The sequence below is a fragment of the Rossellomorea vietnamensis genome, from assembly GCF_008180615.1.
Lineage (GTDB): Bacteria > Bacillota > Bacilli > Bacillales > Bacillaceae_B > Rossellomorea > Rossellomorea vietnamensis_D.
This window is the reverse complement of the sequence record NZ_VTEH01000008.1, coordinates 60,405-81,712: the sequence shown is the minus strand read 5'-3', so window position 1 is coordinate 81,712 and position 21,308 is coordinate 60,405. Positions and strand designations below refer to the sequence as shown.

Genomic DNA, 21,308 nt, shown 5'->3' with positions numbered 1-21,308 from the left:
TCTCTCCCGTTGATTTACTAGAGTCCTATTCTAACAGAAAACAGGGATGGCTTCACGTTGAGAGAACTCGCTTTGATACGTTAAATCGATAAAAGGGACAGTCCCTCTTAGTGATTTAATGTGTTAAAGAAACCTTCTATTTTCATAAAGACTCAAAAAAAGAGTGTGAATCTATAGATTCGCACTCTTTTCTCGATGTTTAGGAAATAATAATATCACTCTCTGTGGATAACTTATAGCTATATTATCCACGTCCAGCTTCAGCACCTAACCCCTCGGGGTCAAATAACCCTCAGAGAATAAAAGGAAAGAGCGCCTTTTTTTCTCTGAGGAACCTTTGCCTGTCGGGTCTGATCGAGGCGCCTCGGGGTCAAATAACCCTCAGAGAATAAAAGGTAAGAGCGCCTTTTTTCTCTGAGGAACCTTTGCCTGTCGGGTCTGATCAAGGCGCTTATGCTTTAGTTATATATTATTTTTTTCTTTGGTTTCTGCCTGTTGAAGAACCTCTTGCTGGTCTGCCATCTGCTTTCCCTCTGGAGGAATTGGTGCTTCTCGGCTTTCCACCCTTGCTGCTTTTATCAGCAAACTTATGGAGAGAGCCTCGTGAAACTTCTTTGGCTTCCAGTACGTTTGAACGCATTCTGCCTTTTGAAGAAGATGATTTGGCAGGTTTACTGCTTCTGGAATTATCAGAAGCTGCAGGCTTAGTGCCCCTGCTGTTTCTTGAGCGTGAACGATCCTCAGAGTTGTTCCGGCTGCCTCCTGCCTGTTTCTCTTTAGGTTTTCTTTCTCTGCCGGAACTTGGTTTCCTGGCCGATCTTTGTTTTGGCTTCGAATCCCTTTCAGTGACATTCCCGATTGTATGCTTAGAGAGCTTGATGTTCAAGTCCTTCTCGATTTGAGCAAGATCGTCTTTTTGGGCTGGAGAATAGAATGTAACGGCAAGGCCTGTTTCACCTGCTCTTCCCGTCCTTCCGATTCTGTGTACATAGCTGTCCGCATCTTCAGGGATATCATAATTGAAGACATGTGTGACACCCTCAACATCCAGGCCTCGAGCCGCCACATCAGTCGCGATCAATAATTGAAACTCGGCTTCACGGAACCTCTTCATTACCTTTTCGCGTTTGGCCTGAGATAAATCACCATGCAATTCATCACAGCTGAACCCGTACGAAACAAGTTCTCCATATAATTTAGATACCCTTCGTTTCGTTCTGCAGAAAATTACCGCAAGATAGGGCTGTTTTTCTTTAATCATATCTATAAGAGTGGATTGTTTCTCTCTGTCGTTCACGAAAACCGCCAATTGTTTCACACTCTTGGCTGGTCCTTGAGTTCTTTCCACAGAAATATACTGTGGATTTTTCATATGTTTTTTGGAGAGAACCTTGATTTCATCCGGGATGGTCGCGGAAAACAAAAGAGTCTGTCTGGTCGCAGGAGTCTCCTTAATAATCATCTCGACTTCTTTCAAGAAACCAATGTGAAGCATCTGATCCGCTTCATCCAATACAAGTGTATCAATTTTCGATAAATCAATGGTTCCTCTCCCTATATGATCTAAGATCCTTCCGGGAGTTCCAACAACAATTCCCACATTTTTTCTTAGTTTACTAAGCTGCTTATCCACGTCTTGGCCGCCATAAACAGGGAGAACACTAATTCCTTCTATATGGCGGATCAGCTTTCGAACTTCTTCCGTTATCTGAAGGGCAAGTTCTCTGGTCGGCGTCACAATCAATGCCTGTATGCTTTGATTGTCAAAATCAAACTTTTCGATGACCGGCAGGATAAAGGCAAGTGTTTTACCTGTTCCGGTTTGTGCTTGTGCAATTACGTCCTTATGCTCCATAACAGAAGGTATTGCTTTTTCCTGGATGGGAGTTGGAGTCGTAACATTATTTTTCTGAAGTCTAGAAATAATTTCTTCAGAAATGCCTAACGATTTAAAGTCTTTCAAAATGGAATCCCTACTTTCACCTTTAAAAGGAAATATGCTGCTTTAAATTTTTGAACTTTAGTATTTTCTATTTTGAATAGCTTTCTGCTTTTCCATCAAGCCGTGAGATTTTTCGATGATATCGGTTAGCACATCGCCTTTATATACTCTTCCAAGCTTCGTGTTCTTTTGATAATAGTCAACAATTTCATCAAGCATATCGGCTGTATCTTTGCTTATGCGGACATTCAACTGAATTCTGTTTGAATCACTCACAGTACTAAACTTCCCTTCATAACAGCTTTCTAGCACTTGTTATCAATCTGCTAGCAGTTTGATAACAGGCATATAGTGAATGATAGCACGTGGATCCGCATAATACAATTGAATTCATCGATTTATGTCGGCGTTTGGCTTAAAGGTATTATTATTACCTTTAAGTATAAAGTGAAAAGAGCTGAGCTTATTTACAGCTTTCAGTGGTATCATTAATATTCTTTGAAAGTCTAAGAAATAAATTCATGAACTTTGTCTATCTCAGTGCGGCTATCGTTCTCTGAATGAAACATAAATATTTAAACAAAAAAACCTCAAAAATGAGGTTTCCTCCACATCATCTTTTCAAGAATGGATTTCTCCATTCCATCAGTGCAGCATAGTTTTTGGACTCTTGGTCTTCTAAATATTCTGGTATGACACCAACAGGCAGACGTCCGCATCGAAGCAGAAAAGAAATGACTTTGTCTTGGAGTTCACCTTTGATCACAGCCTCTAAATATTGTGATGCTGACATTTCAGCTGCTCGTTCTCCATATCCTGGCATTCTTCCCCCGCCCAGCAATCGCTCCAATCGCAGTTGGACAACCACTTCATACATTGACTGCATCAGTGCTTTACCTAAGCCATGTCCCCTGTATTTTGGAGACACTCCAATGTCTACTATGTATAGGGCATTTCCATTACGATCATGTGTATTGATAGATCCGTCACCGGTCATTTCTGACCAAGAATGGTTGATATCCTGAGGATCATAATTGATAATCATGCCTGTTATCGAGCCGGCTATTTCTCCCTCCACTTCTATGCACAAGGCACCTTCGGGAAATAGCTCTAAATGATTTGAAAGCTGTTCCTCTTTCCACCATAACTCTGAAGGAAATGGCGGGGGAAAGCTTTCTTGCTGAACTCTTATCAAATCTTTAAAGTCTGAGTAGGTATAGGTTCTAATTACAGCTTCAATTGGTTTATCTCCTTTAAAAACATAAAGCTTCTTATTATACAAATGCAAAACCTCCCTTTTCTTTGTATAAAAATCATAATCCCTCCTGTTGAGGTTCATTGCAGCAGTCATTGCACCTTTAAATGTGTCAAATGGAGAATCGTGCATACCAATAAACACAGACCGCTAACTGCTGGCACTATATAAGGTTCTTTTCTTGATACACGTCCCATTAGACTTTTAAAAAGGATGACAATACGTTTTGATTTTTTTATCATTTTACCAAATCAAAAGTAAATTGTGAAAAAACAGGATGTTAGGTAAGACTTATCTCATCTGTCTTTTTATAACAGAAGATTAAAAAATCTTCCAATGAAATGATAATCGCTATAAAAAGACAAGACTCTTTAATACTCCCTCCTATCGGCTGTTAATTGAGATTTTCTTTTAAATAGTAATAAATGGCTGGCTTATTTTTTTAGGAAAACTTAATGGAATGGCCTCTGCAAGGTTACATTAAGATAGAGCAGATTCTTGCTCAATCCTTCATCGGGAGTGAATCTACCATGGCAAGAAACAAACTTGTGGTTCCTGGATCAGAAAGAGTATTGAACCAGATGAAAGAAGAAATCGCCAATGAGTTTGGAGTAACACTTGGAGCAGATACTACCGCACGTGCCAACGGATCTGTTGGAGGAGAAATGACTAAGAGGCTGGTTGCTCTTGCCCAGCAGACGTTAGCTGAAGGACAGAATCAGTAACACCATATGTCCCCTTCGTTTTTGAAGGGGACTACAATATTTTATTAATGATGTTTACGCATTGATTGCTGCTTTCGGATATCCCCGGATACTAAGGGATTTCTCTCTAATCGGGGAAAGTAGCTCTTTTCTTTTTATAATAACAAGGTTGTTAAGATGAATTATGATATTTGTTTAAGAATTAGGATCAAAATAGCAACAAAGTTTACGAAAAGAGCCTTTATTAATGAAAAAGCCCCCAATCCCGGGGACTTCGATGGTTATTTGGTTGAGCTGCCTGGCATATTTTTTCCGTAAAAAATTTCATCCATTTCTAATTTCAGCTTATCGGTAATTTCCTTCACTTCATGATCTTCCAGCTTATTTTTGGTGTAACCAAACAAATAGTTATTTAAATCGAATTCCTTCAGTTTACATTTGGTGTGAAAAATATTTTGCGGATAGACATTTACATCTATCATGTCGTATTCCTCTTTAATTTCCTCAGGAATATAATTTTGAATCGAGTTGATATCATGATCAATGAATAACTTGCGGCCGCTGATATCCCTTGTGAATCCCCTTACCCTGTAATCCATCGTCATAACATCTGTCTCGAACGAATGAATCAGGTAATTTAGCGCTTTAAGTGGGGAAATCTCCCCGCAAGTGGATACATCTATGTCAGCACGGAATGTACTGATTCCTTCATAGGGATGATACTCCGGATAGGTGTGGACAGTGATATGGCTTTTATCGAGCTGCATGGTAACAGCTGAAGGAAGCGGCCCTGGTGACTCGTCGAAATGCTCATTCGGCACTTCCACAATCGGTCCTTCAGAAACGAGAATGGTGACAGAAGCACCTTGTGGGACGTAATCCTGTTTTGCTATATTGAGAACATGTGCCCCGATGATATCCGATACATTGGACAGAATCTTCGTGAGGCGGTCCGCATTATACTGTTCATCTATATATTCAATGTAAGCCTCACGCTCTTCCCTTGTCCTTGTATAACATATATCGTACATGTTAAAGCTTAAGGATTTTGTCAGGTTATTAAATTCGTGAAGCTGGATTCTTTCTTCATGAGACATTTTCATGATTTATTCCCCCTATGTAAATGATGCAGAAACGATGCGTTTCAACTCTTAGTTATTTGTTATGATACCCTGTCATTCAGAGAATAAAACGGTATTCTTTTTATATGGGTGATGCACCTAGTGAAACCCCTTTTTTAAGAAGAGGTCAAATGGCCTCAGCTTTAAAAAACAGTGCAGCAGCATTAAATTTCCAGTATAAAAAAGGTTGTTTAATGTGTTTCAGAGTTTTTGATAACGGATAATTCGGGTAAAATGGATATAAGATTGGAGCGTGGACAATGAGAAGATTACTGTTGCTCATTATAATTATAGTCGCAGCTTTTAATACGAAGCCTTATTGGGAAGATTATCTCGATTCTTCCTTCATGAATGATACAATTGCTAAATTTGATTCTTTTAAAGAAAATCCCGATGTTCAGGATGCCTTAACCAAAATCAATGACAAGATCGGATCTATTATTTATGGATTAGAAGGATCACTTCAAGATGTAAAAGAAGAAGTGCAGGAGCCTAAACATGATACAGAAGCCGTAGAGGTAAGCAAGCCGGAACTGACTAAGCCGGAGAATCAGGTGTTTTCCATTCATAACCTTGAAATTGGGGATACAAGAGAAACGGTTGAGGAAATGCTTGGTACTCCCGACCGCTCTTCCGTAAATGAATATGGAGTTGAATGGCATGCCTATCACCAGGATTATCATAATTTCCTCATGGCAGCTTTCGATGAAAATAATCAGATAAGCGCCCTATATACCAATCAGGATTTAATTGCTTCAGATTCAGGGATCGCTTTGAACAGCTCTAAAGATGAAGTACATGAAGTCCTTGGAGAACCTATTTCAAAAATCAGAAAAGGCCTTGTCTATTATCAACTGCAGGATGATGGTGAATATGAAATCTATCAACGGGACACCAGTTATATTACGGTATTCTATGATAAGCATGAAAGTGAAACCGTTACGGCACTGCAGGTTATTGACGAAGAAATGGAACAAGGCAAGAAAGATATCTACTCTGATGGAAGTTCTGAATTAAAGGAAGGCTTTGAGTACCAGCTCTTTGACCTTACAAATGCTACACGCGTCAATCATGGTCTTCCTGTATTATCGTGGGATGACCAGGTAAAGGATACTGCACGGGCACACAGCTTGGATATGGCTGAGAACAACTACTTCAATCATACTAACTTGGAAGGCCAGTCGCCATTTGACAGGATGCAGGAGGACAATATTACCTTCACCGTTGCCGGCGAGAATCTGGCGTATGGACAATTCAGTTCTATTTTCGCTCATGAAGGATTGATGAATTCGATGGGTCACAGAAAAAATATTGTTAAGGAAGATTTTGAATACCTCGGTGTTGGAGTGGCGTTTAACGAGGAATCACAGCCGTATTATACAGAGAACTTTTTTAGTAATTAACGATACCGTGCCTTTACCGGCGCGGTATTTCTTTGGAGTTGTAAGATTTCACTATAAAAAATCCGCTTCCATATTGGAGGCGGATTTTTATAGTAAGAATAGTTCGAAAAAAAATTTGGTTAGAAAAACCGCAAAAGAAGCTTTTCTAAGGGACGTTTGGCTGAGTCAAAGAGTTTTTCTAGAAAGATAAGAAAGAATAAAATTCTTAGAGCGAGTATTAGGCAGCGTATCTGAATCCAGCTCCAGCGCCCAGCCCCTCGGGATCAAATAACCCCTGGAGAATAAAAGGAAAGACCGCCTTTTTTTCTCCAGGGAACATTTGCCTGTCGGGGCTATCGGGGCGCTTGCGCTTTTTTATAGCAAAGCGACACTTCGGCTGAAATCTTTTCCCTGAAGAACCATTTATAAAATCTTCGTCGCATATATCCCAGAATGCCTGAGTGCTTCTTAAGAAACTCAGCCTTTATTTTTTCGTGGTCCCCTCTTCCGCACTCTGGAATAATGGCAGCTGTCACAGATAGGAAACTTGAATCCTGCCGGCAGTCTTTTCCCGCAATTTTTGCATTTCTGGGTAATGGTTGATACTTCTGTGTTCAAGCTTTTATGTACTCCATCGGCAATGTCCTGCCGGAGGCGCTCCCAATAAATTGCTTCTGTTCCTCTTCCCAGACGGTAGAGGAATAAAAGATGAAGACCTACTGCTTTATAAGCGACTTCCTGCTGTTCAAGATTTTTTCGTTTCAGCTTCGGTTCAGGAAGGTCATTTCCACTTACCAGCGCATCCATTGTTTCGAGCCATTGAGAGGTTAACTCAGGTTCTTTTTTCGAAAAGGGGAGATGCAGAAAGCCATAAAGGTCCATCATTGACAAGCGTCCTTCAATTTCTGTTCCTCTTACAAGTTCATACAGTTCACGTTCTTCGTAGAGAGAAGCTTTTTTTGTGCCAAATGGGCTTTCGAACTTTACCCATAATTCGAAAAACCTTCCGAGATCGCGGTAATATTTTTGAAATCGCTCGAAAACCGAATTTGTTGGCGCAATAGCAAATGATTGTACAGGCTCATCTTCCTGATGGAGCAGCTTCGTCATCATCTTAATGTCTTTTGTAAAAGCAACTTTCCCAATATCATAAATTCCTTTTCGTCCAGCACGTCCGGCTATTTGTTTGACTTCCTGAGAGGTCAGTGTCCTTCTTCTTGTTCCGTCGAATTTATCATTTTCCAGAAACACTATCCGGCGGATCGGCAGGTTGAGTCCCATTCCAATAGCATCCGTCGCCACAATGACCCTTGTTTCCCCTTTGATGAATCTCTGCATTTGTTTTTTCCTGGTTTCAGGCGGCATGCTTCCATAAATCATACTGACCGTGTGGCCGTTATTTTGCAGCCTGGAAGCTGTTTCGAGAACTCTTCTTCGTGAGAAACAGACAAGTGCATCTCCTCTTTTGGCATGTTTTAAAGAGAATTCTCTTTGTTCGATTTCAAGCGGGATATCCCTGCTGTATTCAATGATTTCTATTTCACAGTTTTCAAGCAGTCCGATCAGCATGGGTTTGACATTGCGGCTGCCTATGATATGAACTTCTTTTGCCCGTGCTTTGGTTATGGCTTTAAACCAGGAGAATCCTCGGTCTTTGTCAGCCATCATCTGCGCTTCGTCAATGACTACTACTTCGTATTCTTCTTTTTCATAGAACATTTCGACAGTGCAGGATAAATGGCGTGCTCCGTGTGCCGACTTTTCTTCCTCGCCTGTTTTCAGAGCACATGGTACACCTTCCTTATTCAGCCTGTCGTATACCTCAAGGGCAAGAAGACGCAGTGGAGCAAGGTAAAGGCCGCTTTCCGCCCGTTTCATGCTTTCTAATGCGTGATGAGTCTTTCCTGTATTGGTTTCCCCAATATGAAGGACATAGCGGGTATTGCCTCCAAGAGAAGCACTGTACTCTCTTCCGAATATATCGTTCATCATCCGCTCTTCTTCTTCTCGTTTACGTTCAATAGCGGCTTCTTCTGCTGCTTTTCTCTCTTGCCTCAGAGCTTCATCTCTTTCAAGAATTGCAGCATGAGATTTTTCTTCATATGGAATCTTAGACAGGTTCAAAAGGTCCTCAATATACTCTTCCTGAAGATAGTCCATATAAATCTGGGCTTGATCAAGAAATTCATGCTGCAGCCACTTGCGGATTTGATCAGGAGTCAGTTCGTCTCCAAATGCCTGCTGATACTGAAGTGTATGCTCTTCTGTCACAAGGCTGTGCAGCGATTTCGGGAAGGTTTTAAGCACAAAGTTAGAGACAAATTCTTCGTATACATAATAGTAGGTCTCGTATTCCCAATAGCTTCGACCTCTGTGCAGGGTGCGGTGAATAAGTCCATTCAGTTCTTGGAAAAATTCAGTCAGAATACCGTACTCCTCTGGATCAAAAGGGCCTAGTTCCTCCAGCTGCTCTTCCAGCATAAAGGTATCCACATGACGGTATCTGATTTTTTCTTGGAAATCATTTGCCAGCTTTTGAGCAGAAGCAAACCGGACTGGAAGATACCAGCTATCTTTCAGTTCATGAAATTTTACACTAAGACTGCTGGTGATTTCCTTTGAGATCATTTTTTGTTTCTCTTCAATCTTGTCCTGCTCTAAGCGCAGCAGATACCCTTCCCTTGCATTTTCATACCGTTCTTCCCATTGCCCTTCCTGATACTCGGCAAGGTCTTGAAGCCAGTGAACGACGTCAAAGGGGCGGTAATCTCTCATTTCATTGCGGAACACCTTATTGATCAATTTCTTGTCAACGCCTTCCACCTCATAGTCCCTGCTGCGAAGGAAGGCTTTCTTGTCACTTCTGCTGATGAAATTGGTGACTTTATTCAACCAGACATTCATCCACAGCTGCTCTATATAATGAATCCTCTCTTGTAGGTAATCGTCAAAAGATGGAAGTGTTTCTTTTTTTTCCATGAAGCGGAAAACATCTTCTTTGACTTTTCTTTTAGTATCTCCAATAGATTCTTCGTAAAGTTCGTTGAGTTTCTCCATGTAATCACCTTTTCTTATAATGCTAAAAATGTTTCAAAGTTGCCTTTTTATCAGCTTTGGCAGGCGGGACAGTAAAATGTTTTCTTGGAGGAGATTTCATCTTTGACAATCTCACCTCCACAGCGATGGCAAGGCTCTCCTTCCCGGTCATAGACCCGGCATTTTGAAATATATCCTCCAGTAAGGGTATCTCCTGGGTAAAATGGATTCTCCATGTAGCCTCCGCTATCCACCGCATCCCTTAAAATATACTGCATGGAATGGAATAGCTTCCTGTTTTCATGTTCGGCCAGCTCATTGAATTTCCTTTTGGGAAGCAGTCCGGCATGGAAACATATTTCATCGGAATAGCAATTGCCAATCCCGGACAAAAAGCCTTGATTTACAAGAGTGGTTTTCAGGCTTCCTCTTCTTTTAGAAGACAATTCCAGGAATTTGGTTTCGGTCAATTCAAAGGATAAAGGCTCTGGTCCTAATTTTTTCAGCTCTTCTGCCGCGCCCTCTATCCCTCTATATAAATGTAGATACCCAAGTCTGAGACCAATAAAAAATAAATGGTGAGTTCCAAAGGATAATTTAACTTGGATGGTCCTGTCAGGTTTCTGTTCTTCCGTTCCGAAGAACAACCATCCTCCCAGCATTAAGTGCAGTATTAATACTACATCATTTTCAAGATGAAACAGCAAATGCTTTGCTCTTCTCGTCACACTTTTAATTGTTTGGCTGCCGGTAAGCAAAGAAAATTCACTGACAGGAATGTTGATTGATTTTTCTCTTCCGATTTCCACATCGGTTATTCTCTTATTTTGAAGTTGCTTTGTTAACATTCTCTTATAATGTTCCATTTCAGGCAATTCCGGCATGCTTTCACTCCTGATCTTTTTACCTTATCATTACCGAAAGTATGTAAAAAACTAATCCCATAAAATGAAAGTAAACATTCGCACATGAAGCGCGAAAGAACATGTGGTAATTATTTGTGAACATATGTCTAATTAGATGAAACCAAACTATAACTGATTCATCTTAAAGGAGGTCAATTATGTTTTATCATATAAAAGAACTTCAATATAATGCTAAGCCAAGCAGCCCCGATCCTGTATATGCCAAAAAACTTCAAGAAATACTGGGCGGCCAATATGGTGAAATATCCGTTATGATGCAATATTTATTCCAGGGATGGAATTGTCGTGCTGAAGGTAAATATCGCGATATGATTCTGGATATCGCAACAGAGGAAATTGCTCATGTAGAAATGATCGCTACTATGATTGCTCAATTACTTGATGGTGCACCTGCAGGCGATCAGGATATGGCCGCGAAAGATCCTGCGGTCCAGGCTGTCCTGGGAGGAATGAATCCTCAGCATGCTATCGTAAACGGATTGGGTGCACAACCTAATGATAGTGTCGGTTTTCCTTGGACAGCACGGTATACGATTGCAAGTGGAAATCTACTCGCTGATTTCAGGGCGAATTTAAATGCCGAATCTCAGGGCAGGCTGCAGGTTTGCCGCTTGTACGAGATGACGACTGATCCTGGTGTACGCGACATGCTCTCCTTCTTAATTGCGAGAGATACCATGCATCAAAACCAATGGATGGCGGCTATCGAAGAATTGGAGCAAACACAGGGAGCGATTGTACCAAGCACATTCAATCAAGAGTATGAAAAGCAAGACGTTTCTTATTCCTTCATGAATTTCTCACAAGGAGAAGAAAGCAGCACTGGCAGATGGGCAAGCGGACCTACTTTAGATGGGCAGGCAAATTTTCAATATGTTCAGAGTCCTCAAGCGATGGGACAAAAACCGCAGTTGCAGCCGGGTCCTCCTTATCTTCATGGTACTCCGCCAGAAGACTTGCGCAAAATGCAAGGGCAAGGAAAAATGGAACCAAATCAATGAACGAAAGCCGGCCCTTGAGCCGGCTTTCATGTTTTAGCATATCAAAGGGGACGGTACCTTTCCTGCGATGAAGCATGAATGGAATCAGTTTTCTTATTGAAGCAAGCCTCTTTTTATGGGAAAGGGAGACAAAAATCTAATCTTTTCCATAAGATAAAGCGAATTCAATGTTATTTGAGGAGGCTGCTTTATGTATTATAGAGAAGATTTCCCTGTATATGCTGAAGATGAAAGACTGTTATTTCCTTTACTTGCTTTAGGTGCAGCAGGCGCAATTGGCGGAGGTTTTGGAGGATATGGCTATGGCCGTCCCGGTTGGGGATATGGTGGAAGACCAGGCTGGGGTTACGGTTATGGGCGTCCCGGCTGGGGCTACGGACGTCCTGGTTGGGGTTACGGAAGACCAGGCTGGGGCTATGGCGGTCCTGGCTACTGGCGGTAAATTGGATAACGAAATTAAAAGAAACACCTTTCCGGCTCTGCCGGGAAGGTGTTATACATATTTCTGGTTTAAAAAAGAAGGCTGGCAGCAATGCCAGCCTTCTTTTGAATTATTGTTGAACAGGTTTCTTTAACAATCCAACCATAACCGCAGTGACAAGTGAACCGATCAGGATTGCCAAGATGTACATGAGCGGATTTCCGCTTACTACCGGAATGACAAACATTCCGCCATGTGGTGCAGGAAGTCCAATGCCAAATGCCATGGAAAGGGCACCGGCTACTGCCGATCCGACAATTGCAGATGGAATTACGCGTCCAGGATCTGCTGCTGCGAATGGGATGGCACCTTCGGTAATGAAGGATGCTCCCATGAAGTAGCAAGTGAACCCTGCTTTTCTCTCTTGAGGTGTAAATTTGTTTTTAAAGAATGTTGTGGCAAAGGCTAATCCAAGCGGAGGTGCCATTCCTCCTGCCATAATAGCAGCGTGAGGACCAAAATTTCCTGCATCGATCATAGCGATACCGAAAGTAAATGCCGCTTTATTAATTGGGCCGCCAAGGTCAACAGCCATCATGCCGCCGAGCAGCAGGCCAAGAAGCACAAGGTTAGTCGTTCCCATTCCGCCAAGCCAGTCTTGCAATTGCTCATTGAGGAAGGAAACGGGTTCATTCACTACGAACAGCATAATCAAGCCTGTAATCAAAATACCAAAAATCGGATAAAGTAATACCGGCTTCAAGCCTTCAAGCCAGTCAGGAAGATTAGCAAACAATTTTTTCAGTAACAGCACAACATAACCAGCAAGGAAACCGGCAATCAAACCGCCAAGGAATCCACCGCCGCCAGTAGCTGCAAGGAAACCGCCGACCATACCAGCTGCAAAACCTGGTCTGTCGGCAATACTCATTGCAATGAATGCAGCAAGTACAGGAATCATCAGACCGAAAGCACCGCTTCCGCCTCCGATGGTCATAAGGGCTTCAGCAATCGGGCTGTAGCTTTCATGGGTAGGATCAGCTGATTGGATACCGAACATGAAAGAAATAGCGATTAAGATTCCGCCACCGACAACAAACGGAAGCATATTAGAAACACCGTTCATCAGATGCTTATAAAATCCGCTGCGTTTTTCTTTTGTTTCTCCTGATTCTTCAGCCGCTTTTCCGCTGCCTTCATATACAGGAGCGTCACCGTTTACTGCACGGTCAAGAAGTTTATCGGGATTTCGGATTCCTTCTGCTACAGGGACCTGAATGACTTTCTTTCCCTTAAACCGTTCCATTTCCACTTTTGTATCTGCAGCAACAATAATTGCCACGGCATTTTCGATCTCTTCTTTGGTTAAGACATTTTTCGCCCCTGATGAACCATTTGTTTCAACTTTAATATCGATATTTTTATCTTTTGCTTTAGCTTTAAGAGAATCTGCAGCCATGTAAGTATGGGCGATTCCTGTCGGACATGCTGTAACCGCAAGTACTTTACCTGCCGCTCCAGCTGAATCGGTAGAAACAGGCTCTTGCGGCGACTCCGCAGGCTCCTCTTCTGCAAGTACTTCTGTTTCCTTTTCATCGATCAATCGAAGAACTTCTTCTTCATCGGAAGCAGTCATTAGTTTCTTTCTGAACCCATCATCCATTAAAAGAGATGAAAGGCGGGAAAGTGTCTCTAAATGGGCATTGTTAGCTCCCTCTGAAGCAGCGATCATGAAGAATAAATGACTGTTTTGTCCGTCTAATGCTTCATAATCGATTCCTTCTGAAGAGCGGCCGAAAGCAATTGCAGGTGATTTGACTGCAGCTGTCTTGGCATGGGGAATTGCGATCCCTTCACCAATCCCTGTAGTGCTTTGTTCTTCTCTTGCCAGTATCGCTTTCTTATAAAGCTGGCGGTCCTTCAGTTTTCCGGCATCATCAAGTTTTCTTACAAGCTCATCGATGACATCGGCTTTTGACCCGGACTTTAAGTTAAGGATCATGGTGTTTTTCTGTAGCAGTTCTGTTATCCTCATGGTTATTCCCTCCCAGTAATAGGCTCAATCTCTATTTGTTTCAAAAGTTCTTCAATGGTTTCTTCTGTGCAGAATCCTGAAGAGTAAGCGGTTGCACTTCCTGCTGCTGCTCCATATTTAAAACTGTTCAACGCATTTCCTGTTTCCTCATAAGCGGCCACGAATCCAGCAACGACTGAATCTCCTGCTCCCACTGAGTTAACCAATTTACCTGGAGGTACAGGTGCAAACCAGGCTTCGTTTTGGCTAAAATAAAGAGTCCCCTTGCCGCCCATAGAGACAATGACATTCTGCGCTCCCATTTCTACAAGTTTCTTTCCGAATGGAATGGCATCCTCTTTACTTTCTATGGAAACATCAAAAAGGTCGCCAAGTTCGTGATGATTCGGCTTAATCAAGAAAGGCCGGTACTTCAGGACGTTCATCAGCTTTTCCTTTGTGGTGTCCACCACAAACTTGACTCCTCTGGCTTCGAGCTGCTTCATAACTTGTTCATAATAGTCAGCGGCCATTGAAGAAGGGATGCTTCCTGCCAATACCAAGGTATCGCCTTCTTGGAGAACTTCCAATTGTGTCGTCAAATGGCTTAAAGCTTTTGGTGAGATCTCAGGGCCAATTCCGTTAATTTCAGTTTCCTGTTTACCTCGAAGCTTGATATTGATTCGGGTATCAGTCTCCACTCTTACAAAGTCGGATTCAATGTTTTCCTTTCTCAATTCTTCCAGGATATATTGACCTGTAAAACCGCCTATGAAGCCAAGTGCCTTGTTTTTTATTCCCAATGAAGTTAAAACTCTTGAGACGTTGATGCCTTTTCCTCCCGGAGCTTTGTCTTCATGCTCCATGCGGTTGGTTTCCCCCAAAGCCAGTTTTCCGACTGTTACAAAGTAATCAATAGAGGGATTTAGTGTAAGTGTGTAAATCATGTTGTCACAACCTTTAATGAAGTATGCTGTTGATAACTCTGTATGTTCTCGCTATCCTGATTGGTGACCAGAACGGCTTCTTCCAAATCTGCTATTTTGCTGAATGAAACTTCTCCAATTTTTGACTGATCAGCGAGTACATAGCCCTCTTGTGAGAGTTCAATGGCCACTTGTTTGATCAGTGCTTCTTCAGGATCAGGTGTTGTGTAGCCAAAATCAACATCAACACCGTTGGTCCCGATGAAGCATTTGTCAAAACGATAGGTTTTCAAAGTATCGAGTGCAGATCTGCCGATGATCGCTCGAGTGGATCCTTTTACCATCCCGCCAAGCAAGTAGGTGGTGATGCCTTTTTCGAGCAGGGGATCGACTAAAGTAATTCCATTTGTAACGACAGTTAATTTCTTTTGCTCCAAGAAGGAGATCATTTGCTGCGTTGTTGTTCCGGCATCCAAAAAGATCGAATCACCATCTTGAATGAAGGAAGCGGCTGCCTTAGCTATATTGATTTTATCTTGAAGGTTTTTGAATGTTTTTTCGGTCAAGCTGGGTTCGGTGCGTTTTCCCTGCAATAAGGAAGCACCGCCATGCACCCGTTTTAGTTTCCTCTGCTCTTCCAATTGAATAAGATCACGTCTTATTGTAGATTCGGAGGCGTTGGTTTCTTCAACTAGTTCTTGAAGCTTTACTACTCCCTTTTCTTTTAAAAGAGAAAGTATGATGAGCTGCCTTTCGGGTGTAAGCATTTTCATCCTCCATTTCCTGATGAAGTAACTTCATTATAAAGTAAGCCTTTACATTTTTCAATCATAAAAAATCATTTTCTTTCACAAACGTTCAATGTAGTGATTTTTCTGACTTTTTATTTTCTGGCAGCTTTGTTCAATTCATATAAATGAAGAACCATGTACTAATGAAAAAGGCGGTTTTCGCAAAGATTGTTGGTAATGATAAGTAATGGATTTCTGCTCCAATCCTCTTACGTAGTGAGAGTTGAAGGTAAAATCGCAGTCTAAAGCAAGATTTATTTTTGCTGCCACACAGTAGTCACTGTAAATATTATCTTTTAGAAAAAAGCTATTAAAAAAGACCAGAGAATGATCCCTGATCTTTTAATGAAGCTATTCTTTCCTATTCACTTTAAAATATGCATCCAGGAGATCTTCTACTGATATTCCATCTATTTTCATGCCTGACATACTGCATTCCTTGATATTCACATTCTGGAGTGAGCTGTTTGTAATTACGGTTCCGTCTAAGTCGCATCTCTTAAAAAGCACTTCGCCGCCTTCTTGTCCTAGAGTAGTATCTTGAAAAGTAACTCCACTAAGGTTGACAAGCATAAACCTGCTCCCTGAAAAGTTAAGATCTGCGTAAAAGGAGTTCTGGAGATTGATATTCTGGAAGCGGGAATGGCTCAAATTGCAATTGCTGAAGCTGGTTCCCTCTATATTGCTGTTGCTGAAGGAGCTGCCCTTCAAATTCATGCTATAGAACTCTGAATCCGGCAATTCACGGGTCTCAAATTGGTTTTCTTTATTGCGGGGTTTTGCGGTTTCTTTTCTATAACAATATTCTTCCTCATTCTGGAAAACCGTTTCATAGCCCATTTTTTCGTAAAAATAATGGTTGTTCCGTTGTCTGCTTGATGTCTCCAAGTCCCAGATTCTGATATTATTGTACTTTTCCTCTATTAACCGGATGGCCACAGAGCCAATACCTTTCCCTTGGTATTCAGGGGCGATAAAGATTCTGTCGATTCTGCCATAAGAGTTTCCTGCGATTGTCAGGATGATACCCCCGACTAATTCTCCGTCCATTATGATTTTGTAGTATTGCAATTCATCTATCATATATATCGTCATTTCGACGGATGCATAACCTGGCGGCTGAATGTTATAGTCTACAACATCTTCTTGATCAGACAACCATCTTTTCGCTTCCTCATCAAATGTCCTTTTCATCACTGCCGTTAATCTTTCTGCATCATTCAGCAATGCTTTTTTAAGATATATTTTCATTTATTTTGACTCCTGCCTTCAAAATATAAACCGATTTGTTTATTTATTTCCCCATAAAACCTCCTTCTGATTTAATGGTCTGTCCGGTTATCCAGCCGCCATCACTGCTCACCAAAAACCTAATCAGCTTGGCGGCATCTTCTGGTACACCCAGCCTCCCTGCCGGAAATAAAGGAAGCAGGTGATTCTTAATCTCTTCGTTCATCCATCCTGAATCCGTAGGCCCGGGGTCTACTGCATTTACTGTAATTCCAACTGGTGCTAAAGCAACTGAAAGGGGTTCAGTAATACCGATTAACATCCCTTTCGTGGCTATATAAGCAAGATTATTGGGATCAGGCCCTTTAGATACCATGTGGATGATTCTTCCGTCCTTGCTGCCAGGAAAGGCCGCTTCGAATTTTTTTGCGAATTCCAGGGAAAGCAAAATGGTTCCGCTGTTATTTACTCTATAATGTTTGTCCAGAATTTCTCTATTTAACGTTCTAAAGTCTGCGTGAGATTCATATGTGGCATTATTAATGAGGATGCTTGGTGCTCCCAATATATCTTCAGCTTTAGCTATAACCCTCTCAGGGGTCTCATCTCTGCTTAAATCCGCTTGTATATGAGCGGCACGGACTCCGAAGTTTTGCAGCTCTTTCTTGAAAACTTCTGGGAAATCAGATTCCTCTCCATGGCCCGATTCTCCATCAAAAGGAGACCAGTGAGTAAAAAATATATCCGCCCCCGCTTCGGCAAGGGACCGGCAAATGGCAGCGCCTATCCCTTTAGAACGACTGGCACCTGTAATAATCGCTATCTTTCCTTTAAGTCCTGTCATATATATGCCTCCTGATTTAGAAAGCAGAGGTGTTTCAGAGATGTAAATTCTTCTTAAACACAAAAAAGCGGATACCAAGGTATCCACTAGTGTATAAGGAATTGCCAACACCATGCCGCCCTTGTGAATGACTGATATATAGACACACTTCTCCCGCACATCGGGGGTGAAGCATTCTATACTATTCTTCGCATCATTACAAGATTGTCCACATGTCAGTTTGTAGTTCCTTTCCTTTACATCTCTTTTAAAATAGTATAAAGGAAAAATTTTCTTGTTTCAATCGTATTCTACGTTTTTCATTGAGGTTGAATTATGAAGCCGAGACACTGCTGATCTTGCAAGAGAGCGTACATTCAGAACCAAACTAATCACCCGGGTCCCAGATTTCCTTACATTGACAGAGACGTAAAGAAAACTACAATCTAAATCCACTCTAATATCTTCCAGCACTAACCTCTACTTGTGCCTAGTCAGTGCCGCAGTCCTGGCATCTATCTCTGAATCATTTAGATACTGAAAGAATCCAAGCTGATTTCCCCATGGGTCTTTGAAAGAAGCCCATTTGACGGGAACTTCCTCCCTGCCATGGATTTGAAAATGGTCTATACCCAGTTCAACTATTAGTCTTTCCCGTTCTAAAACGATATCCTTAATGCCAAGACGGATGGGACCGCTGTTTGGAGAAGGAGTGCCTTCTGCAACCTGCAGCCAGCAGCCGGGCAGCACCTCCCATTCGGCAAAGCCATCATGCGGGAGGAAATCAGCCTGCCTGTTTAATAGTGTTTCATACCAATGCTTTCCTTCTTTGAAATCTGAAACCCTGACTTGATACGTCATTTCATATATCAACCTGTCCTCCCCCTTTATGTCTCTTGTATTCATTTCTCGGAAAACGGGGTGATTTCCTCTACTCTGCTACTCTTTTTCCATTAAATCGGCAATCTTATGAGAGTCATAGATATCTTGATTCCTTAAGTTTTCTATCACGTTCTCTTTGTTTTCTTTGCTTTTATTTTGATTGAGCTTCCATTTCCCTTCTAGTTTCTCTACTTTAATTCTGATTCCGACAATCCCATTTAACAGGCGTTTAACTGTCTCAGGTTCCTCCTCTATTTTCCAGGGCTTTTCTAAATCCTTTTCATAGTAATCCACCGATTGGTGAAGAATGGATAACAGTTCATCTGCTTCCTGCAGGATCTCTACCGTTCCCTCGACATGAACGGCAACGTAATTCCAAGTAGGAACATTTTTTCTCTCTTTGTACCAAGAAGCTGATATATAAGAATGAGGGCCTGAGAATACGATAAGAACATTCTTTCCATTCAGGGTTTTCCACTGTGGGTTTGCTTTGGCAATATGTCCTATGAGTTCAGGCTGCTCTTTATTGACTAGTATGAATGGCAGGTGGGTCGCTTTTGGTCCTTCCTCGTCTTGTGAGAAAAGAATAGCAAAACTGTTTTCCTGGATGAACTTCATCAGCTTCTCTTGATCTTCTACTTTGAAATCTTTTGGAATAAACATTGTTTTCCTCATTTCAATCTTTTTCTTATACTATACTATAAGAATAGAAAGAATTGAGGAGTGAGATTGATGCAGGCTGAATGGCAGTCGGTTATTCCTGCTTTAAATAAACTAGAGGTCACAGCCAATTCTGATAACGATCCAGTTTCGATTGATGGAGAGTCGGAAGGTCTCCTGCTAATTGGAACGGGTACAGACGCAGCTGTTTTTCGGTCAGAGCTTTTCCCTCATCTGGCCTTCAAGGTATATGCGCAGGAAAAAATAGAGAAGAAGTCCATTGAGGAACATGTATACGACCACCTTGGCTCTTCTCCCTACTTTTCCAGGAAAATCGGAAGCGGGGAGAACTTTCTCGTATTAAGTTTTGAGGAGGGGACGACTCTGTTTGACTGTTTGCTTCGGGGTATCTTTATCCCTTCCTCCGTTATAGACGAAGTTGAAGAGGCAAGGAGCCATATTCGAAATTGTGGTCTCAATCCAAGGGATATGCATCTTAAAAACATCCTTCTGCAGCATGGAAAGGTCAAAATCATTGATGTATCGGAATATATCCTGCCTGGAAATGACCAGCGTTGGGAATATCTGAAGAAAGGCTATCAACAATATTACCGATATATCAATGGCAAGCCGGTTCCTTCCTGGTTAATGGAAACCGTCCGTACATGGTTCAATCAGACAAAGGGCCCTGACTTTACCTTTGAGGAATTTATGAAAAAGGTTATGGCATTTACATTTCGATGGAAAATTTAAAGTATTAGAGGAGGTTCCCAGTCCGACAGCACGGCTGAAGAAAGATTCTATATCTCCGTCAGGTTAAATAAATGGAGGACGAAATCTCATAGGATTTCGTCCTTCATTTATTTCTGGAGCCTTCTCAATAACAGAAACCGTAACTCTTTATTCAGATTGCTCTTTAAATGGTTATTTACTTTCTAATTCCTTCAATACAGTAAATAAGAAGTGGTAAATAAGTTGAAGATTTTTCCCCAGAGATTCGTTTTCGTTAAAACCCTCCAGTTTGTCAATGGAAAGATTCAGGTCAAACAATCCGTCCTTGTCATTCCACATCAGCTGCACTTTATCTTCGCCGTGAAGTTTTTCCGACAGGGCGGCTTTCAAATCATTGGCCATTTTCTTTTGCACCTTTAAACCCGTAAGCACACTGTAATGTCCAAAAACATCGTCGACTTCCAGCGTCAATCCATCTATTCTGATGATTTCAAACCATTTGCTGTCGATAAAAAGAAACTCATTCAAATTCCTTTTGACAAAGTTGACAGGAGTCTCAAGGAACTGAGGGGTTTCTTCTGTTTGGATTAGTTCCTCGGTTTCCTTATTGACTCTTTCAATCAGAGAGTCATGAAAACGAACCGTATCATCCAAAGTTTCAACTGTGATTTCTTCTGACAGAATGCCGGTTTCAGATGCGAAAATTCGTTCATCAGAAAACAAGGCAATCTTGTTATCGTGCATTTCCTCTTCTATGTATGATTTAAGTGATTTGGTCAGCATGTAAGATCCTCCTAATTTCTATTCACTATTAGTTATATCATAACCCCAGCGAAAATTCGTAAACTTTGATGGTGATTTTTATTATGTACACGAATTTCGGCAATAGTTTTCTCGGCAAAAAGGCTTGCGTTTACATACGCAAGCCTTTTTCTCAGAAGGAATGAAACGGAGATCCATCCTTTCAAAACAGCCTTATCTTAATAATACACCTGAGGACAATCTTCTTGTGTTGGTGCAAAGAAACAGTGTGACTTGTATCTCCCTACGTTTCGCTGGTCGAACCAGGTTGGAGGGCAATCTCCTTCCGGCCTGTAAAACCACAATGCATAGGAAGCAGGATGGTATTTCCACCCCTTAATGACCTGCCTTGCGAGCTCTATATCTTTTTCTCTGGCCCTTTGAAAAAAATACCCTTTTACAGTAGCTTCATATCCTCCTGGACGCTGATATACCATATCTTCTATGGTCCGGAGATCCTTGAAATCCAGACAGTTGGAAATAACCCGGTTAATGCTCACATTACCGACCGTCAGCATGCCGAGCCGCCCGTCACCTTCCGCCTCTGCCCTCATAAGCCTTGCCAAAAGTTTCACATGCGCTTCTGGTGCTTTCACCACCGCCATATAAAACCATACCTCCTTTTGTAAAACCTACTACACATATATATTCAAAAGGAGTA

General features: G+C 41.6%; 20 protein-coding genes. 5 read left to right on the top strand and 15 right to left on the bottom strand.

Annotated elements, in window-relative coordinates:
* Positions 1-469 precede the first annotated feature (469 nt).
* From FZC79_RS12005 to FZC79_RS11995, 3 genes are all read right to left on the bottom strand, one after another.
* The gene (locus tag FZC79_RS12005; protein WP_148947034.1) at positions 470-1,963 is read right to left on the bottom strand and encodes a DEAD/DEAH box helicase; all 1,494 of its coding nucleotides are present in this window, start codon (positions 1,961-1,963) and stop codon (positions 470-472) included.
* 57 nt (positions 1,964-2,020) lie between these two features.
* Positions 2,021-2,218 carry a hypothetical protein gene (locus FZC79_RS12000; protein ID WP_148942019.1) on the bottom strand — a complete coding sequence of 66 codons (198 nt, stop codon included), beginning with the start codon at positions 2,216-2,218 and terminating at the stop codon, positions 2,021-2,023.
* Positions 2,219-2,555: 337 nt separating this feature from the next.
* The gene (locus FZC79_RS11995; RefSeq protein ID WP_148947033.1) at positions 2,556-3,224 is read right to left on the bottom strand and encodes a GNAT family N-acetyltransferase; all 669 of its coding nucleotides are present in this window, start codon (positions 3,222-3,224) and stop codon (positions 2,556-2,558) included.
* Between the two features lie 503 nt (positions 3,225-3,727).
* On the opposite strand from FZC79_RS11995, the gene FZC79_RS11990 reads away from it, so the two are divergent.
* Positions 3,728-3,922 carry an alpha/beta-type small acid-soluble spore protein gene (locus tag FZC79_RS11990; RefSeq protein ID WP_148942017.1) on the top strand — a complete coding sequence of 65 codons (195 nt, stop codon included), beginning with the start codon at positions 3,728-3,730 and terminating at the stop codon, positions 3,920-3,922.
* A gap of 260 nt (positions 3,923-4,182) precedes the next feature.
* On the opposite strand, the gene speD is transcribed toward FZC79_RS11990, so the two are convergent.
* Positions 4,183-5,004 carry an adenosylmethionine decarboxylase gene (speD, locus tag FZC79_RS11985; protein WP_148947032.1) on the bottom strand — a complete coding sequence of 274 codons (822 nt, stop codon included), beginning with the start codon at positions 5,002-5,004 and terminating at the stop codon, positions 4,183-4,185.
* 278 nt (positions 5,005-5,282) lie between these two features.
* Between speD and FZC79_RS11980 the strand changes: the two genes are divergently transcribed.
* Positions 5,283-6,425: a CAP domain-containing protein gene (locus FZC79_RS11980; RefSeq protein ID WP_187442755.1), complete on the top strand. Its 1,143-nt coding sequence runs from the start codon at positions 5,283-5,285 to the stop codon at positions 6,423-6,425.
* A gap of 456 nt (positions 6,426-6,881) precedes the next feature.
* On the opposite strand, the gene FZC79_RS11975 is transcribed toward FZC79_RS11980, so the two are convergent.
* Both FZC79_RS11975 and FZC79_RS11970 read right to left on the bottom strand, forming a co-directional pair.
* Positions 6,882-9,461, bottom strand: coding sequence for a helicase-related protein (locus tag FZC79_RS11975; protein WP_148947031.1), 2,580 nt, complete (start codon positions 9,459-9,461; stop codon positions 6,882-6,884).
* A 50-nt stretch (positions 9,462-9,511) separates the two neighbouring features.
* Positions 9,512-10,324, bottom strand: a complete 813-nt coding sequence (locus tag FZC79_RS11970; protein WP_148947030.1) for an Fpg/Nei family DNA glycosylase — start codon at positions 10,322-10,324, stop codon at positions 9,512-9,514.
* A 179-nt stretch (positions 10,325-10,503) separates the two neighbouring features.
* On the opposite strand from FZC79_RS11970, the gene FZC79_RS11965 reads away from it, so the two are divergent.
* Both FZC79_RS11965 and FZC79_RS11960 read left to right on the top strand, forming a co-directional pair.
* Complete coding sequence (locus FZC79_RS11965) at positions 10,504-11,367, top strand: manganese catalase family protein (protein WP_148947029.1); 864 nt, start codon at positions 10,504-10,506, stop codon at positions 11,365-11,367.
* A gap of 190 nt (positions 11,368-11,557) precedes the next feature.
* A complete protein-coding gene (locus tag FZC79_RS11960) occupies positions 11,558-11,809 on the top strand; it encodes a hypothetical protein (protein ID WP_148947028.1) in 252 nt (83 codons plus the stop codon).
* A 109-nt stretch (positions 11,810-11,918) separates the two neighbouring features.
* Here the strand turns inward: FZC79_RS11960 and FZC79_RS11955 are convergent, their stop codons facing one another.
* The 7 genes from FZC79_RS11955 to FZC79_RS11925 all read right to left on the bottom strand — a co-directional run bounded on the left by FZC79_RS11955 (position 11,919) and on the right by FZC79_RS11925 (position 19,117).
* Positions 11,919-13,823, bottom strand: a complete 1,905-nt coding sequence (locus tag FZC79_RS11955; protein ID WP_148947027.1) for a PTS fructose transporter subunit IIABC — start codon at positions 13,821-13,823, stop codon at positions 11,919-11,921.
* Between the two features lie 2 nt (positions 13,824-13,825).
* A complete protein-coding gene (pfkB, locus tag FZC79_RS11950; RefSeq protein WP_148947026.1) occupies positions 13,826-14,749 on the bottom strand; it encodes a 1-phosphofructokinase in 924 nt (307 codons plus the stop codon).
* Positions 14,746-15,495 carry a DeoR/GlpR family DNA-binding transcription regulator gene (locus FZC79_RS11945; RefSeq protein WP_148947025.1) on the bottom strand — a complete coding sequence of 250 codons (750 nt, stop codon included), beginning with the start codon at positions 15,493-15,495 and terminating at the stop codon, positions 14,746-14,748. Before FZC79_RS11945 ends, pfkB begins: the two co-directional genes overlap by 4 nt.
* Before the next feature lie 375 nt (positions 15,496-15,870).
* A complete protein-coding gene (locus FZC79_RS11940; RefSeq protein ID WP_148947024.1) occupies positions 15,871-16,770 on the bottom strand; it encodes a GNAT family N-acetyltransferase in 900 nt (299 codons plus the stop codon).
* A gap of 43 nt (positions 16,771-16,813) precedes the next feature.
* Positions 16,814-17,593 carry an SDR family oxidoreductase gene (locus FZC79_RS11935; protein ID WP_148947023.1) on the bottom strand — a complete coding sequence of 260 codons (780 nt, stop codon included), beginning with the start codon at positions 17,591-17,593 and terminating at the stop codon, positions 16,814-16,816.
* Between the two features lie 459 nt (positions 17,594-18,052).
* The gene (locus tag FZC79_RS11930) at positions 18,053-18,445 is read right to left on the bottom strand and encodes a VOC family protein (RefSeq protein ID WP_148947093.1); all 393 of its coding nucleotides are present in this window, start codon (positions 18,443-18,445) and stop codon (positions 18,053-18,055) included.
* Between the two features lie 66 nt (positions 18,446-18,511).
* Positions 18,512-19,117, bottom strand: a complete 606-nt coding sequence (locus FZC79_RS11925) for an FMN-binding negative transcriptional regulator (protein ID WP_148947022.1) — start codon at positions 19,115-19,117, stop codon at positions 18,512-18,514.
* 69 nt (positions 19,118-19,186) lie between these two features.
* Between FZC79_RS11925 and FZC79_RS11920 the strand changes: the two genes are divergently transcribed.
* Complete coding sequence (locus tag FZC79_RS11920) at positions 19,187-19,867, top strand: serine/threonine protein kinase (RefSeq protein WP_187442754.1); 681 nt, start codon at positions 19,187-19,189, stop codon at positions 19,865-19,867.
* A 171-nt stretch (positions 19,868-20,038) separates the two neighbouring features.
* On the opposite strand, the gene FZC79_RS11915 is transcribed toward FZC79_RS11920, so the two are convergent.
* Positions 20,039-20,629 carry a branched-chain amino acid aminotransferase gene (locus tag FZC79_RS11915; RefSeq protein ID WP_148947020.1) on the bottom strand — a complete coding sequence of 197 codons (591 nt, stop codon included), beginning with the start codon at positions 20,627-20,629 and terminating at the stop codon, positions 20,039-20,041.
* 197 nt (positions 20,630-20,826) lie between these two features.
* A complete protein-coding gene (locus tag FZC79_RS11910; RefSeq protein ID WP_148947019.1) occupies positions 20,827-21,252 on the bottom strand; it encodes a cell wall hydrolase in 426 nt (141 codons plus the stop codon).
* Positions 21,253-21,308: the final 56 nt, after the last annotated feature.

Bases quoted from the DNA above. Each gene is read 5' to 3' on its own strand.
- FZC79_RS11935 (WP_148947023.1), bottom strand. From the start codon at position 17,593: ATGACAGGACTTAAAGGAAAGATAGCGATTATTACAGGTGCCAGTCGT.
- FZC79_RS11970 (WP_148947030.1), bottom strand. From the start codon at position 10,324: ATGCCGGAATTGCCTGAAATGGAACATTATAAGAGAATGTTAACAAAG.
- pfkB (WP_148947026.1), bottom strand. From the start codon at position 14,749: ATGATTTACACACTTACACTAAATCCCTCTATTGATTACTTTGTAACA.
- FZC79_RS11955 (WP_148947027.1), bottom strand. From the start codon at position 13,823: ATGAGGATAACAGAACTGCTACAGAAAAACACCATGATCCTTAACTTA.
- FZC79_RS11920 (WP_187442754.1), top strand. From the start codon at position 19,187: ATGCAGGCTGAATGGCAGTCGGTTATTCCTGCTTTAAATAAACTAGAG.
- FZC79_RS11990 (WP_148942017.1), top strand. From the start codon at position 3,728: ATGGCAAGAAACAAACTTGTGGTTCCTGGATCAGAAAGAGTATTGAAC.
- FZC79_RS11925 (WP_148947022.1), bottom strand. From the start codon at position 19,117: ATGTTTATTCCAAAAGATTTCAAAGTAGAAGATCAAGAGAAGCTGATG.
- FZC79_RS11940 (WP_148947024.1), bottom strand. From the start codon at position 16,770: ATGAAAATATATCTTAAAAAAGCATTGCTGAATGATGCAGAAAGATTA.
- FZC79_RS11975 (WP_148947031.1), bottom strand. From the start codon at position 9,461: ATGGAGAAACTCAACGAACTTTACGAAGAATCTATTGGAGATACTAAA.
- FZC79_RS11910 (WP_148947019.1), bottom strand. From the start codon at position 21,252: ATGGCGGTGGTGAAAGCACCAGAAGCGCATGTGAAACTTTTGGCAAGG.
- speD (WP_148947032.1), bottom strand. From the start codon at position 5,004: ATGAAAATGTCTCATGAAGAAAGAATCCAGCTTCACGAATTTAATAAC.
- FZC79_RS11960 (WP_148947028.1), top strand. From the start codon at position 11,558: ATGTATTATAGAGAAGATTTCCCTGTATATGCTGAAGATGAAAGACTG.
- FZC79_RS11945 (WP_148947025.1), bottom strand. From the start codon at position 15,495: ATGCTTACACCCGAAAGGCAGCTCATCATACTTTCTCTTTTAAAAGAA.
- FZC79_RS11965 (WP_148947029.1), top strand. From the start codon at position 10,504: ATGTTTTATCATATAAAAGAACTTCAATATAATGCTAAGCCAAGCAGC.
- FZC79_RS11915 (WP_148947020.1), bottom strand. From the start codon at position 20,629: ATGCTGACCAAATCACTTAAATCATACATAGAAGAGGAAATGCACGAT.
- FZC79_RS11980 (WP_187442755.1), top strand. From the start codon at position 5,283: ATGAGAAGATTACTGTTGCTCATTATAATTATAGTCGCAGCTTTTAAT.